This window comes from Mucilaginibacter calamicampi (assembly GCF_042676765.1).
GTDB lineage: Bacteria > Bacteroidota > Bacteroidia > Sphingobacteriales > Sphingobacteriaceae > Mucilaginibacter > Mucilaginibacter calamicampi.
Genome location: NZ_JBHTHU010000022.1, coordinates 68,130 through 82,436, shown reverse-complemented (window position 1 = coordinate 82,436; position 14,307 = coordinate 68,130). Strand labels below are relative to the sequence as shown.

13 protein-coding genes are annotated in these 14,307 nt (G+C 42.7%); 6 read left to right on the top strand and 7 right to left on the bottom strand.

What is annotated here, in order from left to right; translation table 11 throughout:
* The first annotated feature begins 2 nt into the window (after positions 1-2).
* The gene (locus ACFQZS_RS17845; RefSeq protein WP_377102342.1) at positions 3-2,138 is read left to right on the top strand and encodes a sensor histidine kinase; all 2,136 of its coding nucleotides are present in this window, start codon (positions 3-5) and stop codon (positions 2,136-2,138) included.
* 45 nt (positions 2,139-2,183) lie between these two features.
* Here the strand turns inward: ACFQZS_RS17845 and ACFQZS_RS17840 are convergent, their stop codons facing one another.
* The gene (locus ACFQZS_RS17840) at positions 2,184-2,846 is read right to left on the bottom strand and encodes a hypothetical protein (protein WP_377102341.1); all 663 of its coding nucleotides are present in this window, start codon (positions 2,844-2,846) and stop codon (positions 2,184-2,186) included.
* Between the two features lie 117 nt (positions 2,847-2,963).
* Between ACFQZS_RS17840 and trhO the strand changes: the two genes are divergently transcribed.
* Positions 2,964-3,941, top strand: a complete 978-nt coding sequence (gene trhO, locus ACFQZS_RS17835) for an oxygen-dependent tRNA uridine(34) hydroxylase TrhO (protein ID WP_377102339.1) — start codon at positions 2,964-2,966, stop codon at positions 3,939-3,941.
* 22 nt (positions 3,942-3,963) lie between these two features.
* On the opposite strand, the gene ACFQZS_RS17830 is transcribed toward trhO, so the two are convergent.
* Positions 3,964-4,326, bottom strand: a complete 363-nt coding sequence (locus ACFQZS_RS17830) for a hypothetical protein (RefSeq protein WP_377102337.1) — start codon at positions 4,324-4,326, stop codon at positions 3,964-3,966.
* A gap of 72 nt (positions 4,327-4,398) precedes the next feature.
* Between ACFQZS_RS17830 and ACFQZS_RS17825 the strand changes: the two genes are divergently transcribed.
* Positions 4,399-5,163, top strand: coding sequence for a M15 family metallopeptidase (locus tag ACFQZS_RS17825; protein ID WP_377102336.1), 765 nt, complete (start codon positions 4,399-4,401; stop codon positions 5,161-5,163).
* Between the two features lie 31 nt (positions 5,164-5,194).
* Entirely contained in the window at positions 5,195-5,959 is a 765-nt protein-coding gene (locus ACFQZS_RS17820; protein ID WP_377102335.1) for a DUF4846 domain-containing protein, read from the top strand.
* Positions 5,960-6,176: 217 nt separating this feature from the next.
* Here ACFQZS_RS17820 and ACFQZS_RS17815 read toward each other — a convergent pair whose 3' ends face one another.
* Positions 6,177-7,160, bottom strand: a complete 984-nt coding sequence (locus tag ACFQZS_RS17815; protein ID WP_377102334.1) for a pyruvate dehydrogenase complex E1 component subunit beta — start codon at positions 7,158-7,160, stop codon at positions 6,177-6,179.
* Between the two features lie 149 nt (positions 7,161-7,309).
* On the opposite strand from ACFQZS_RS17815, the gene ACFQZS_RS17810 reads away from it, so the two are divergent.
* Entirely contained in the window at positions 7,310-9,178 is a 1,869-nt protein-coding gene (locus ACFQZS_RS17810; RefSeq protein ID WP_377102333.1) for a DUF4153 domain-containing protein, read from the top strand.
* A 46-nt stretch (positions 9,179-9,224) separates the two neighbouring features.
* Positions 9,225-9,710, top strand: a complete 486-nt coding sequence (locus ACFQZS_RS17805) for a hypothetical protein (RefSeq protein WP_377102332.1) — start codon at positions 9,225-9,227, stop codon at positions 9,708-9,710.
* A gap of 64 nt (positions 9,711-9,774) precedes the next feature.
* Here ACFQZS_RS17805 and ACFQZS_RS17800 read toward each other — a convergent pair whose 3' ends face one another.
* From ACFQZS_RS17800 to ACFQZS_RS17785, 4 genes are all read right to left on the bottom strand, one after another.
* Positions 9,775-10,146, bottom strand: coding sequence for an ASCH domain-containing protein (locus ACFQZS_RS17800; protein WP_377102331.1), 372 nt, complete (start codon positions 10,144-10,146; stop codon positions 9,775-9,777).
* A complete protein-coding gene (locus tag ACFQZS_RS17795; protein WP_377102330.1) occupies positions 10,146-11,642 on the bottom strand; it encodes a PIN domain-containing protein in 1,497 nt (498 codons plus the stop codon). Before ACFQZS_RS17795 ends, ACFQZS_RS17800 begins: the two co-directional genes overlap by 1 nt.
* Positions 11,626-12,162 carry an ATP-binding protein gene (locus ACFQZS_RS17790; protein WP_377102329.1) on the bottom strand — a complete coding sequence of 179 codons (537 nt, stop codon included), beginning with the start codon at positions 12,160-12,162 and terminating at the stop codon, positions 11,626-11,628. Before ACFQZS_RS17790 ends, ACFQZS_RS17795 begins: the two co-directional genes overlap by 17 nt.
* A 247-nt stretch (positions 12,163-12,409) precedes the next feature.
* A complete protein-coding gene (locus ACFQZS_RS17785) occupies positions 12,410-14,047 on the bottom strand; it encodes a S8 family serine peptidase (protein WP_377102327.1) in 1,638 nt (545 codons plus the stop codon).
* Positions 14,048-14,307 lie beyond the last annotated feature (260 nt).

Below are 14,307 nucleotides of genomic sequence, written 5' to 3'. Positions count from 1 at the left end.
ATATGATCAAAAGAATAATTGCTTTCTTCTTTACGCTGGCAGTTTTTGCAGCGAATGCGCTCGCACAGGCCCCGGTTGTTTTCAACGGCGGCGACAATGTGGTTATTGGCGAGCATGTATCAATATTAGAAGACACCGCAAATAACCTGACGGTTGAGTCGGTAAAGAACCATCCTGGCTTCTCGGCATCTACATCGCAAGTGCCTAATCTGCAATTAAGCAAATCATCGTTTTGGCTAAAATTTACCGTTACCAACAAAAGCGATGCGGACCATTTGTTGCTTTGGGCAGAGTACCCTATGTTGAACACCTGCGATTTTTATTACCCCGTTAATGGTGTATACAAGGTTAAAAATTTTAGCGACAGGAAGATTTTTGCCGAACGAAAATATAAGCATCAGGACTTTGTGATAGATATTGACCTGGCTAAAGACAGTACAGCAACGTATTATTTAAAGGTGGCCAGTACAGAGCAAATAATATTGCCGCTAATTTTAGGCACGCCGCAAAAAGTAGCCGAGTCTACCCTTACCAAAAACCTGTTGTGGGGCATACTGATGGGCCTGCTGATAGTTATGGTGCTTTATAATTTTTTCGTCTTTATATCTACCAGGGACGTAAGCTATCTCTACTATGTGCTTTATACACTTTTTATTGGCTTAACGCAGGCATCCTTGTCGGGTTATACCTATCATTATCTTTTTTCTAATTCACCGCTATTATACAGCAAAGTACTTATTGTATTCCCGGGGCTGGCGGGCATTTCGGCGGTGTTGTTTGTAACATCGTTTCTGCACACCAAACAGCGCACACCAAAATTGCATAAAGTGTTCCCTATAGTTGCGCTGTTATATGCTGTCGCTATTTTTTTGCGCCTTTTCGGCTTTGACCACGCCAGTTACAGAATGATAGACATTTCTGCATTATCAGTAACTATCAGCATCTACGCCGCTGCTATTATAACATCTATACAGGGCTACAGGCCCGCCAAGTTTTTCCTTGTTGCCTGGACCATATTTTTAATAGGCCTGGTATTATTTGTATTGCGCAATTTGGGCGTACTGCCCTATAACGGTTACACCAGTTACACCATGCAGGTGGGTACCGCGTTTGAGGTTACCTTACTTTCATTAGCACTGGCCGACAGGATAAATATATTTAAAGCCGAGAAGGAACGCTCTCAACAGGAAACCCTGGAAGCTTTAAAAGAAAATGAACGCATAGTACGTGAGCAAAACATTGTTTTGGAAGCTAAGGTAACTGAGCGTACACATGAATTGAACGAATCATTAGAGAATTTGAAAGAAGCTCAGTCGCAATTGGTAGAGGCGGAAAAAATGGCATCGCTGGGTCAGCTTACCGCCGGTATAGCGCACGAGATCAATAACCCGATCAATTTTGTTACTGCCAACATCAACCCGCTAAAACGCGATCTGGATATGGTGCTCGATGCTATAAACGTTATAGAAGAGATTGGCTTATCCGAGGCATCATCTACAGAAAAACAGAAAAAGATAGCTGATTATAAAGAGGAGCTTGACTTTGATTACCTGTTGGTTGAAATGAACCATCTGATAAAAGGCATACACGAGGGCGCATCAAGAACAGCAGAGATTGTTAAAGGGTTACGAATATTCTCGCGTTTGGACGAAGACGACCTTAAGCGCGCCGATTTGAATGAAGGCCTTGAATCGACCATGATAATAGCCAACAATTTGATCGGCAATAATGTAAAAATTATAAAGGAATACGGCGAGTTGCCGCTGGTGGAGTGTTATGCAGGTAAGCTGAACCAGGTGTTTTTAAATATCATATCAAACGCGGCCTACGCTATTGAAAAGAAGTTTGAGGGCAGCGAAGGCGGGGCGCTCAAACTGGAAACCTATATTGATGGCGATAACGCGATTATAAAAATATCCGATAATGGTATAGGCATGAGTGATGAGACCATGCGCAAGGTGTTTGAACCATTCTTCACTACAAAAGATGTTGGCGAAGGAACCGGCCTGGGCATGTCAATAGCATACAATACCATTAAGAAGCATCACGGGCACTTGCTGGTAAAATCAGAGGTTGGTAAAGGGTCTGAGTTTACTATGCAGATCCCTGTAATTTTTGATGCTTCGGGCCAGGTGTAATTTGCAGATAAACCCTCAAGTTGTAAATTGTCTGGTCGTTGCTAACTAATTTTTCCTTATAAGATCTTCTACGTTTTTAAGCTGGCCTGATATTATTGTAAACTCAGCTGGGTAATTGTCTGATGCCATTAACGCGAACTTCTTTTTCCCTTTGATTCGTTTGATTGGTTTGAGCCTTTCGCCGTAGCTATAAATTTTCTGAAGAACTACTTCGTTTTTTAAGCCATAACAAAACGTTATTTCAAAATTGTTACTTGGAAATTTTGATGTTGGATAGAACGACTGCCCACCAAACGCTAATATCCTGTTATCAGAAAGCTGAAAAAAGTAGTGAACCCCTTCATCTTCGTTTTCCGGCAGTTCGATGTAGCTGTCTGTGTTTATCTGTAAGAAATTTACTCTGCCATCCTGCAATACAAAATTAAAACTTTTCACTTTCCGGGTTAACCGTCCATATTGCTCAACAAACACCCAGCCGCCAATTAAAATATAAACCAAAGCGCACCCAAATAACAGATAATGTTCCTGAACGGTTGCAAACTTAAAGTAAGAATATGTGCCGATAATTAGCGCGATTGCAATGTAGCCGCTTAGGAATTTTTTCTGAAACGCAATCCTTTTAGTAGTATATGCCAAGTCGAGTTTTAAGCTTTTAATTTCTTTGTCGGATAGTGCTCTTTCCTGAAATATAGAATATTGATTAGACATACCATTTAATAATCACAGGATAAATTTACAATTGATGCTCGAAATTAATTTCTGATTTGCTTAATTTCTTATCTTTGCGCTTCATTTAACACCGTTTGCAGCGGTATCAATGTTGTTATGGCTAAATATAATACACTACTGTACTATTGTTATTCAACAATAGCCGATGCGGAGCAATTTGCTGCCGATCATTTAAAATTTTGTAAAAGCTTAGGTTTAACCGGCCGCATTATTGTAGCCGAAGAGGGTTTAAACGGAACAGTTTCGGGCCCTGCGGAAGCTTGCAAAACCTACATGAATACCCTCCATGCCGACCCGCGCTTTGCTGCTATAGATTTTAAAATTGACGAGGTTGATACCCCATCATTTGTAAAAATGCATGTGCGTTACAAGTCAGAGATCGTACACTCGGGTTTACGCGACCCTAACGTGATCAATCCGCAACAGCAAACCGGCAAACACCTGGAGCCTAAAGATTTTATGGCGATGAAGGATGATGAGGATGTGGTGATATTGGATGTACGCTCTAATTACGAACACTCTTTAGGCAAGTTTAAAAACGCCGTTACGCTGGATATTGATAACTTCCGCGATTTTCCGGATAAGATAAACGAGCTGGCCAAGTATAAAGACAAAAAGATCCTGACCTATTGCACCGGCGGCATCAAGTGCGAAAAAGCCTCAGCGCTTTTACTGCACGAGGGCTTTACCGATGTTTACCAGTTACATGGCGGCATTATAAAATATGGTAAAGAAGCTGGTGGCGAAGACTTTGAAGGCAAATGCTATGTGTTTGATAATCGCCTTTCGGTTGACGTAAACAGTGTTAACCCTAAAGTTATTTCAACGTGTTTAAACTGCGGCAAGGTTACCCCTAAAATGATCAACTGCGCTAACCCTGAATGCAATGAGCATTTTACCCAGTGCGATGAGTGCGGCACTGCCATGGATGGCTGCTGCAGCGATGCTTGCCAAACGCACCCGCGCAAGCGTATGTATGATGGTACGGGCTATTACGTTAAAGTTCCGCAGCCAATAGGCGTTTCTTTAAAGAAGCAGGAGTTAAGAAACGAGAATCAAGAGGTTGTTGAATAGCAAAAAGGAAAAAGCTTTTATATTACCATTGCATTACGCGGATACCTATTTGGCCGTCAATTATAGCAAACTCTTTAGCCCCCCAGGGTCTTAAAGTAACCTGGTTAAGGTTGGGATGCAGCATTTCCGGGAAAACCGAAGACACCTTTTGATAAACTTCATCTATGTTCTCCGTTTCAAGGCGCAATTCCGGATGATCGTTTTCGGCCTGAGCCGCATCCTGGAAGATCATTACCGTTAATCCGCCTTTATTAACCACGCAGTAAGGGGCTTTGCTGTTTAACTCCTGATGGCCCATGGTAAATTCAAGGCAGTTGATAAAGGTGTTGATCCCCGTTTGTATATCCTTGTAAAACACACTCGGAACCAGCTTTGTGAAATTCATAATAGGTTGTTAATTAGAGCAATGAAGGCAATATATGATAACAATAATAGTTATTTTTGATACTAGCTCCAAATGAAATACACTTGCGCCCTTCTGTTATATCTGCTGGTTGGCGTTGCTGAACGGCAGACGGCAGCCATACCTGCCGGGGCACAGAAACTAATAGCGAGCTATCCTGATGCCATAGCCGGTTTTAGCAATAATTACGTCCTGTTTAAAGACAACGCTAAGCTGCTTTGGGACGATGGTATAAAAAATAAATCGGCAAAGCAGCTGTTGGAAAGCCCGGACGTTGAAGATATGTTTACTCAGGCTTACCCCAAAGGAGACATGCTGGCATCCCCTCAAAAAGGCATCGATCCCGGCAGGATAAGAAACGAAGCGTTCTTAAAAAAACTTTATGGCGAAAACAGGTCGGCGGTTAATAAAAACCTCGTGCAAATAACCTGGTGCCCCAAACTGGTTGGGCAAAAAATAACAGTTACCCGTTTAAATGGTGTTGCCCAACAATTGATGAAAGTATCAAAAGAGCTGGATGAGCATCCCGAACTAAAAAAGTATTTAACCAATATTGGCGGTACCTTTAACTGGCGCTACATTAACGGTACAAAACGGCTGAGCACGCATAGTTTTGGTACCACAATAGATATCAATACCACTTACTCAGATTACTGGGAGTGGGCATGCAAGTGCACCAGCGAGGACGTTAAAGTAAATTACCGCAACCGCATACCACAGGCTATTGTTGATGCGTTTGAAAGGCATGGCTTTATCTGGGGCGGCAAATGGTATCTTTATGATACCATGCACTTTGAGTACCGGCCCGAACTATTGTAAATAGTATATTTACCTAACCAATAACCTGAGCATGAAATACCTTATTGTTTTATTTACATTGATTTTTACTGCTCCGCCCAATGCGGATAACGTAGTAAGCAGATTTTCTGCCCCTGCAGGCTACACACGCCAAAAAACCGACGGAGGAAGCTTTGCAGAGTGGCTGCAAAAAGTTCCTCTTAAGCCGCCAGGCACCCATACCAAAATATTTAACGGAGATATTGCGCGTACCGATGCCTATACTGCCGCCGTGGCAGATGTAAGTGTTGGCAATGCCGACTTGCAGCAATGTGCCGATGCCGTGATGCGGCTGCGCGCTGAATATTTATACCAGAAGAAAGACTATAGCCATATAACGTTCAATTTTGTAAGCGGCTTTAAATGCGACTATGTGCATTATGCCAACGGGTACAGATATGTTAACGGCAAGTGGGCGCTTACCGGTAAAAAGGATTACACTTACCCCGCATTTTTAAGGTACATGAACCTGGTGTTCAGCTACGCCAGTACCTTGTCGCTTGAGAAGGAATTAAAACCTGTATCAAACGCAGGCGATATCAAAGCAGGTGATGTATTTATCCGTGGCGGCGCGCCGGGCCATTGTTTTATTGTGATGGATGTTGTAGAGAATAAAGATCACCAAAAACAGTTTTTGCTGGCGCAAAGCTTTATGCCAGCGCAAAATATACAGGTGTTACAAGCCGACGGAACCCCATGGTTCAGCATGAACAGGCGAGCCAATATCTTTTACGCAGAGCTGATAAGCCCGCAGTATTTACGAAGATTTGCAGATTGATGATAAAGGATGCCCAAGAGATTCTAAAACCCCTCTTGTCATCCTGAGCGATAGCGAAGGATCTTGTAAAAGTAACAAGTAAAACGCAGATAGGCCGCGCGAGTTGCAAGCTTATAAGATATTTCGCTATCGCTCAATAATGACAACCTATCTCGATTACTTTCAGAACAGACATATAACAAGAAACGCCCCGATCTCGGGGCGTTTCTTGTTTATTTTATTTAGTAACGTACATTACTTCTTTTACTGCTTTTATAACCCTGTCGGCATTTGGCAGGTACTCTTGTATCAGTGTTGGTGCGTACGGCAACGGTACATCACCACCCATAATGCGTAGAATTGGCGCATCAAGGTAATCAAACGCGTCTTTTTGTACTTTAAAGGCAATTTCGGTGGCTATTGAGCCCAATGGCCAGCTCTCTTCAACCAATACCAAACGGTTGGTTTTCTTAACCGATTCAATAATAGTTGGATAATCAATAGGACGAACAGTGCGAAGATCGATAACCTCGGCGCTGATGCCTTCTTTTTCCAGCTCGGCAGCAGCAGCGTTAACTACTTTCATTATTTTACCAAAGCCTACCAAAGTAACATCTGTACCTTGTTTGGTTACGGCTGCTTTGCCTATCTCAATATAATAAGTTTCTTCAGGAACAGGGCCTTTATCGCCATACATTAATTCTGATTCCATGAAAATAACCGGGTCTGGATCAATGATACAAGATTTTAACAAACCTTTAGCATCAGCAGGGTTTGATGGCACAACCACCTTTAAACCCGGGCAGTTAGCATACCAGTTTTCAAAGCACTGGCTGTGTTGCGAGCTTAGCATACCGGCGTTACCTGTTGGGCCACGGAACACGATAGGAACAGAGAACTGCCCACCACTCATTGACATGATCTTGGCAGCGCCGTTTATGATCTGGTCAATAGCAACCAACGAGAAGTTAAACGTCATAAACTCGATGATCGGCTTTAAGCCGTTCATGGCCGAGCCTATGCCTATACCGGCAAAACCCAACTCAGAGATAGGCGTATCAATAACGCGTTTAGCGCCAAACTCATCCAGCATGCCCTGGCTTACTTTGTAGGCACCATTATATTCGGCAACCTCTTCGCCCATCAGGTATATGGTTTCGTCATTGCGCATTTCCTCCTGCATTGCTTCGCGAAGCGCTTCTCTGAACTGTATTTCTCTCATCGTATATAATTATGATGTTTTTCAGCCGCAAATATAAGCACTAATGTGTGAAAAGCAATTGAGCGGCGATTGCCTGATGGTTTTTGTTACGGTAACGATGTAGAATTTGTACATTCGGTAAATCAACAGCAACCTCAGTCACGCATATTATGAAATTTCCATCTATAAAATCCCTTGCCGAGGGTTTTAAAACAACGCTAAAATTATATCCGGTAGAAGTTGCCTTCGCACTTGCGGGCACAATAGCGGCCACTGTAAATGTTGAGCTGGATAACATTAACCGGGTTGGCGAAAGCTGGTGCCTGCGTATAATGATGGCCGCCAACCTTGGGCTTTTGCTTAGCCTGGCAACTACCCTTTACCTGCGAAGCAAAGAGATATCCGGAACTAAAAAATTGATTTTAAAAAGTTTGGCGGCTGTATTGGCAGTGCTTATCTGCGCCATTTTAGATCCCTACTACCGCCAGAGCGATTACATGCGTTTCTTGTTACTGAGCCTGTCTTTTCATTTATTGGTTGCGTATGCCGGCTTTACTATCAAGGGGCACATTCAAGGCTTTTGGCAGTTTAACAAAACCTTGTTTTTACGGTTTTTAACCAGTGTGCTTTACAGTGGTGTATTGTACCTGGGTTTAGCAGCCGCTATGGGCGCGCTTAATTTTCTGTTCAATTTTAAATTTGAGTGGGATGCCTTTTTGATTTTGTGGGTATGGATAGCAGGCATGTTTAATACTTTGTTCTTTTTGGCTGGGGTGCCTACCAACCTGGGAGCCCTTGATCAAGACGACACTTACCCTAAAGGCTTAAAGGTTTTTACGCAATATGTATTGGTGCCCCTTGCTACCGTCTATGTTTTAATTCTGTTAGCCTATGAGGCTAAAATATTGTTGGAGTGGAGCCTGCCAAAAGGGTTGGTATCTAACATTATACTGGGTTATGCCGTATTTGGTATATTATCATTACTGCTGGTATACCCCATCCGCGAACGCGAAGAAAACAAGTGGTTAAAAACCTATGCCAAAAGCTTTTACTTTTTGTTGTTGCCCTTGCTGGCGTTGTTATTTACCGCGGTGGGCACCCGCGTTTTTAGATACGGAGTAACAGAGGAGCGCTATTTTTTAATTTTACTGGCCTTTTGGCTCCTGTTTATATCGGTTTATTTTCTGGCGTTTAAAAAACAGAACATCAAGCTTATTCCTGTTTCACTATCCATAATAACAGTACTTTCTGTTTACGGTCCGCAGAGCGCGTTTTCTGTTTCAAAATATTCGCAAACGCGTATACTCATCAATATTTTTAAAAAGCATAATGCATTTAGCGCCGGTAAATTAAAACCACTTACTACAAAGATAGATTCACTATCGGGCGCAGAAGCGGCCGCTAAAGTCGATTACCTTGTCCGCGAGCACGACTTCGCATCTTTACAAACCTACATAAGCCCGAACCTGGACGCTGTAAGCGACTCGATAGCTAAGGGAAAGGACCGTAACGTTTATTTTAATCGCTACGAGTTTAAATATTTGAAAACCGAGTGGATGATAGCCTATTTAAAGCTACAACATTATGGCAGATATGGAAGGATAGATACTGTGACATCTATGGGAGGCTATTACCGTTTTGAACCGGAAAATGGGATAGTTGGTTTAAAAGAATACGACTATATATTAATGGGCGTTGGCGCGGATTCTGCCGCTTTAAAAATAAATAACCTGAGCATAAAGCGAACGGAGAAAGAAGAACCGAGATCAGTAGGTTTATTGGTTAACGGTCAGCGTGTTGAATTTAATATTGATCAATTAGCCAGGCAGCTTTCAGATATTAAAACTAAACCCAACAACGCGAAATATGATCCGAACGACGCTGCTAAACTTCCGCTCTCAAAAATGAGTATCGTAAAGCAGGTAAAGGGTTTTAAGGTGACCTTGGTGGTAAGTAGTATTAACTTCAATATGACTAATAGGGTGCCCGAGGACAAAATATATGTTGATGGCTATTACCTTTTAAAAGAGATACAATAATAGGAAAGGCGCGCACACAAAATTTTTTATAGCGGTGTTGATGTTAATGCCGGTTGTTGTATTTGGCCAGTCTACAAGTCTTTATAACGCCGATGGTACCCTTAAAGCCGATAAGCAATTTAAGATAACAAAGGAAGTGCTTTTGAAAGCACCTGTTATTGAAAAAGAATTGTTGGCCTCGGTCTATAATAATTTAAAGTATCCGGTAATGGCCAGGGAGAACAATTACACAGGGTGGGTCATTGTAAAGTTCACATCTGTTGGCGAACGCGTAAGTTTTGAGATAGTAAAGTATAAGGATGAAGTATTCAGAGATGCTGTAAATCAATTTTTCAAGTCGAGGCCCGAAGGGTATTTGCGCAGTAAGATAGGCGGGCATGGCGATATTGTATTTTATTTGCCTATAAAGTTCCAAATGATAAATAACCGGTTTAAAAAAACCTTATCAACAAACAAAATGCTAACCATTGAAGCGATAGAGCCGGCACCAGATCCGGTTGTTACAGATGGTCCGGTTTATATCGGCAATTAAAGTTCTGGATTTAAAATCCGGACCAACATAAACCCATACAGGCTGAAAGCCATCTTGACTACCGCTATAGGTAATAAGCAAAGGATTGTGGGGGTAACAAATTATAATATTCCTTTAAACATCTGGGAGCATCGTACGTGATGGTGTTTTTTATACTGATCGCATATCCTTCGACCTTTTGTTCGAAGTACTTAAAGAAGAAGTCCTCCGTAATACCGGACTCTTTTTTGGTCAGCTCCCAAAGTTGTGCTTTGTCGCACTTCAGGATTTCCCCTATCTCAAATTCGCCGATCACGCGTTGCACTGGTGACGAAGCATATACTATCACCTTATTTACGTCTGGGTTTTTGAATATAGCCTTTCGGAACTCGAAGCGCTTGGTACCATTAAAGATCTTGAACGCAAATTCTGGTTTTATAGATAGTACGACTTTCATTAACTTCTTGAATATTTTACAATATTATCAAAATCCTGCTGACTGATACGGCTAAATCCGCGGGGAACGCTGTCTACCCCAGCAATGACCTCATTATCAATCAACCATTTTAAGTTTGCTCTTTTTCTGAACGAAGCAACATACAAAAAGTTCACGATAAAGGGTGGATTGTTTTTTAGGCGGTTCCAATGTTTGACCAGCTCCTCATCACCGAACACACTCCTTTTACGGCATAACCGTACAAATGTTTGAGCATCGGGGATATCGGTTATCACCGATTCCACGACCCCTACGGTCGTCACGACCCCAGCATAGTAACCACCGGTCCGATAGAAAACGATACGGTCGCCCGCTTGCATTTCGCGCTCGTGTGACCAGGAAATATAGACTTTACTAATGGCGTTCCGGTGCGGTTCGTTCTCAACGAAATCCTTGGGACTTTCTGTACGCAGGATCGAGTCGGGAAAAAGCTCGGTATGGTAATCGGGCCAGATGGGCACGATGTAAATATCGGTATCGGTAGAAACATAGGGATAACCTGTCTTTGGATGTGTGGGATTCACCTGCGCATGTTTGCCGAAAGGCTTTACAAGCACGGACTCCGAACCGTTACCGGTCTTCTTTTGCCCCCAATGGTTGAAACCATAGTCTTCCAGCAGCGAGATCAGCCGCTCGTGCTCCACGGTCTTCTCAAAGATGGTCACGTAGATTTCTTCCACCTTATTCAACACTGCGTTATCGAAGATGATCTTCAGAAAGCGCTCGCCGATCTTATATCCGTTTGCAGTTACTTTAAGTGTACCAACTTTCAGACGCTTCCGTTTCGGGAATGGTGGGACAATATCGGGGTAACCTTCATCATTTCCCTCAACTTTGATGTATAGGAACGCACTTAAAACCTCGTCTTGGTAGCAGACGTAACAAACCTCATCTGCCTTACGGTTGAACCATCCGTCGAATTCCGCATAATCCCCTCGGAACGAATCAAAGAACTGATCCTTCAGGTCCACTTCTCCAAAAAATTGCTTCTTGACCGCTAACACCTTGTATTCGACCAATCCGGGATGTTCGGCCGAGGCCTTTTCTAGATACTCATCGATCTTAAACACCCTAGGACCAATGCCGAGCAGCCGGGCTTTGATATGTATATTCTTGTCTTCTGAAATGAGTAGGTCCACGCGGCCTGAAAATACTTCGTTAACCAATAGGGTGTCGACCAGGTCGTTCTCGTTCTTATCAATCTTATCCGCAACCGCTTTCACTTCTGTGGCCATTGGTGCTACTGTCTTCAGGACGTTATAGTTTCCAATTTTTACGTTCATGCGCTTGACGGCTTGTTCATTGCCAAAGCGCGCTAGCTCCTCTATCGTGGCCAGGTGTACGCACTTCTCGATCTTTAGCCGGTCCAGCCAGTTGAATAAGACTCCTATGTCCTCATTCTGTAAACGTTCAGCTTCGCGGTGGATAATGATATTGGTATCAAGTAAAGCTCTCATTCAATTCGTGGATAAGTTGTTCAATATTCGTCTCTTTTATATTAAACACGAAAAGCCGGATAGCCAACTGATTCGCGATCATCTGAGCATGAATGAGTTCTTGTTCCTGCATTTCCGCCAGTAGGTCTGCGGCATAGAAACGCTGGTCCCTTTCCTTCAGCATGGACGCTATATGGTTGGGATCGCCTGTGACCAGTAACAGTGCTATAGGGTTTATACCGGCGAACGTATCAAATGGTACAGGAGTTACGTCTCCATTTTTGTTAAATAAGCAAAAATGCCCGTCCAGGATGTACTTTCCGTTTTGTTCGATAGCCGCAACAAGTCCCTTTAACAAGCGGTCCTGTGTATCGGGGATATCCGTTACTTTTTTGTTCTTTTCATCATTGGTATTAAGGTCTTTCCATTTCAACAGTTCGCTCGCGGAAAGGTGGATAAGGCCAATCCTTTCTGCGATGTCTCGACACAAAGTGCTTTTGCCAACACCGTGAATTCCACCGGCAAATATGATTTTTTCCATGCGTGATAGGATATAAGGTTATTAAATATAATAGAATATTTAATACAGGGGTTAAATATCTATAAATTAGGCAATTTTACAAAATATCCGACTGCCATTCAGGGAGACAAAGTATATTTTAGAATAATTAAAAATCTAATATATGAAAGAAGCAAATCTCAATAATTGGCTTTGAATCATACCAACACAAACAAAAAAAGCGAGCCTTTCAGCCCGCCTTCAATAAAGTACTGTAATCAGCCAATAACTACTTCCTCTCCCCCTTCATTGTAGCAGCGATCTGAAGCGCGCGGTACGCATTGGCAATGCCACCAGTTTTTGAAAGTGTAGTAAAATCAACTTTATCCTGCGTACCCGGTTTTAGCACCATGGTGCCGGTAAGCGGGGTGGCAGATTGTAATATGACTTGTTTTAACTGTTTGGCACTAAGTGTTGGGTAATATTCTAATATCAAACCAGCCATACCGGCCACAATTGGCGAGGCAAAGCTGGTGCCGTCGGCAGTGTTAAATTCTGCATCCATGTCAATAGAAGTAACCTTTGCGCCGGGTGCAAAAACATCAACATTTTTTTTGCCGTAGTTGCTAAATGTGGCGGCAAGCGTCTCATCCTTCCACGCGCCTGATGCGCCAACACAAATAACGTTAGGCATATCGGTAACAGACCCGTCCTCAAAAGTATCATTCGGGAATTGTGGTTTAACATCAACATCCTGGTTATCATTACCTGATGCCTGTACCAATAAAACATCTTTAGCCGCGGCGTATTTAAATGCGGCATCAACCCAGTCTTTATGCGGCGATAGTTTTTTACCAAAACTCATATTGATCACCTTTGCGCCGTTATCCACCGCATAACGGATGGCGTTGGCTATGTCTTTATCATACTCATCGCCGTTGGGTACCGCTTTTATGGCTATGATACGCGCGTTATCGGCCACACCGTCTATGCCATAGCCATTGCCGCGTGCCGCCGCCATCAGGCCCGCTACACCTGTGCCATGCGATGCATCCGGAAATTTAACCAGGTTGCTGCCGTATGGCTTGCCGTCCTGAACGTCGGGGTCATCGCCCACAATTGTTTTACGCGAGGTAAGGTCCGGATTGATGTCGTTATTCAATTTGGCCATATAATCGCTCAGCTCTTTTATTATCTTGCCGTTATCCACATTTCCGCCTTGCTGGTCAAACACCTGCATCCATATATCCTTGCTTTGCTTAATGGTATCGTTAGCAACAGACTTTATTTTTTCAACGTCTGCCTTTGTAAATGTTCCGGATGCATCCAGCTTAAGCTCGCGTTTAAGGTAGCCGCTGGTTACCATCAACGCGTTCATCATCGGCGAATATTGCTTCAGCTCCGTATCCGATTTTTGCACCGTTTCATCATGCACCGCTTTTACCTTTAACCAATAAGCGTATCCTTTTGCATCATTAGCAGGTGCCGAGGTAATATTGCCATATTTTGTTTTAAGGCGATTGTACTCGCGCACCTCTTCGGTAGTTTCGGTATAGTCGCATTTGCCGCCGGGCCCGCCTAAAAAGTTCCAGCCGTGCACATCATCTATAAAGCCATTCTTGTCATCGTCTATGCCGTTGCCGGGTATTTCTTTGGGGTTAACCCATAAAATGCCTTTCAGGTCGGTTTGGGCGGTGTCAATACCACTATCAATAGTGGCCATTACCACCGTTTTGCTTTTTTTGCCCTGTACCAGTTTGTAAGCCTGGTTTAAGCTAACACCAAAATAGCCATCGGTTTTAAGGTCAAGGGTATGCCAGTTTTTTGGCGCATCTGCTTTAGGTGCCTGTTGCGCAAGCGCGCCAAAGCTTATTAAAACGGTACCCAAAAATGCCGGGCCAAACATATAATTTCTCAAACTGCTCATCTATATCAAATTTTGCGTAATATATTTAAAATATGGTTAAAATACTTGCCACATAACGATGGGTTTCAAACCCATCGCTATATGTAAAGCATTTTTTGTTTCCCGGCGAAGTATAAATTCGACATTAATGCAATTATTTAATAATCAATAACTTATACTTAAATTATGCATGGTCTTGCTGACTTAAAAGTAGTTTCACTTTGTTTCACCCCAATAAATTAACTGCTTATAAATCAATATTTTAGATATTTATTGTGTTC

Bases quoted from the DNA above. Each gene is read 5' to 3' on its own strand.
- ACFQZS_RS17845 (WP_377102342.1), top strand. From the start codon at position 3: ATGATCAAAAGAATAATTGCTTTCTTCTTTACGCTGGCAGTTTTTGCA.
- ACFQZS_RS17840 (WP_377102341.1), bottom strand. From the start codon at position 2,846: ATGTCTAATCAATATTCTATATTTCAGGAAAGAGCACTATCCGACAAA.
- trhO (WP_377102339.1), top strand. From the start codon at position 2,964: ATGGCTAAATATAATACACTACTGTACTATTGTTATTCAACAATAGCC.
- ACFQZS_RS17830 (WP_377102337.1), bottom strand. From the start codon at position 4,326: ATGAATTTCACAAAGCTGGTTCCGAGTGTGTTTTACAAGGATATACAA.
- ACFQZS_RS17825 (WP_377102336.1), top strand. From the start codon at position 4,399: ATGAAATACACTTGCGCCCTTCTGTTATATCTGCTGGTTGGCGTTGCT.
- ACFQZS_RS17820 (WP_377102335.1), top strand. From the start codon at position 5,195: ATGAAATACCTTATTGTTTTATTTACATTGATTTTTACTGCTCCGCCC.
- ACFQZS_RS17815 (WP_377102334.1), bottom strand. From the start codon at position 7,160: ATGAGAGAAATACAGTTCAGAGAAGCGCTTCGCGAAGCAATGCAGGAG.
- ACFQZS_RS17810 (WP_377102333.1), top strand. From the start codon at position 7,310: ATGAAATTTCCATCTATAAAATCCCTTGCCGAGGGTTTTAAAACAACG.
- ACFQZS_RS17805 (WP_377102332.1), top strand. From the start codon at position 9,225: ATGCCGGTTGTTGTATTTGGCCAGTCTACAAGTCTTTATAACGCCGAT.
- ACFQZS_RS17800 (WP_377102331.1), bottom strand. From the start codon at position 10,146: ATGAAAGTCGTACTATCTATAAAACCAGAATTTGCGTTCAAGATCTTT.
- ACFQZS_RS17795 (WP_377102330.1), bottom strand. From the start codon at position 11,642: ATGAGAGCTTTACTTGATACCAATATCATTATCCACCGCGAAGCTGAA.
- ACFQZS_RS17790 (WP_377102329.1), bottom strand. From the start codon at position 12,162: ATGGAAAAAATCATATTTGCCGGTGGAATTCACGGTGTTGGCAAAAGC.
- ACFQZS_RS17785 (WP_377102327.1), bottom strand. From the start codon at position 14,047: ATGAGCAGTTTGAGAAATTATATGTTTGGCCCGGCATTTTTGGGTACC.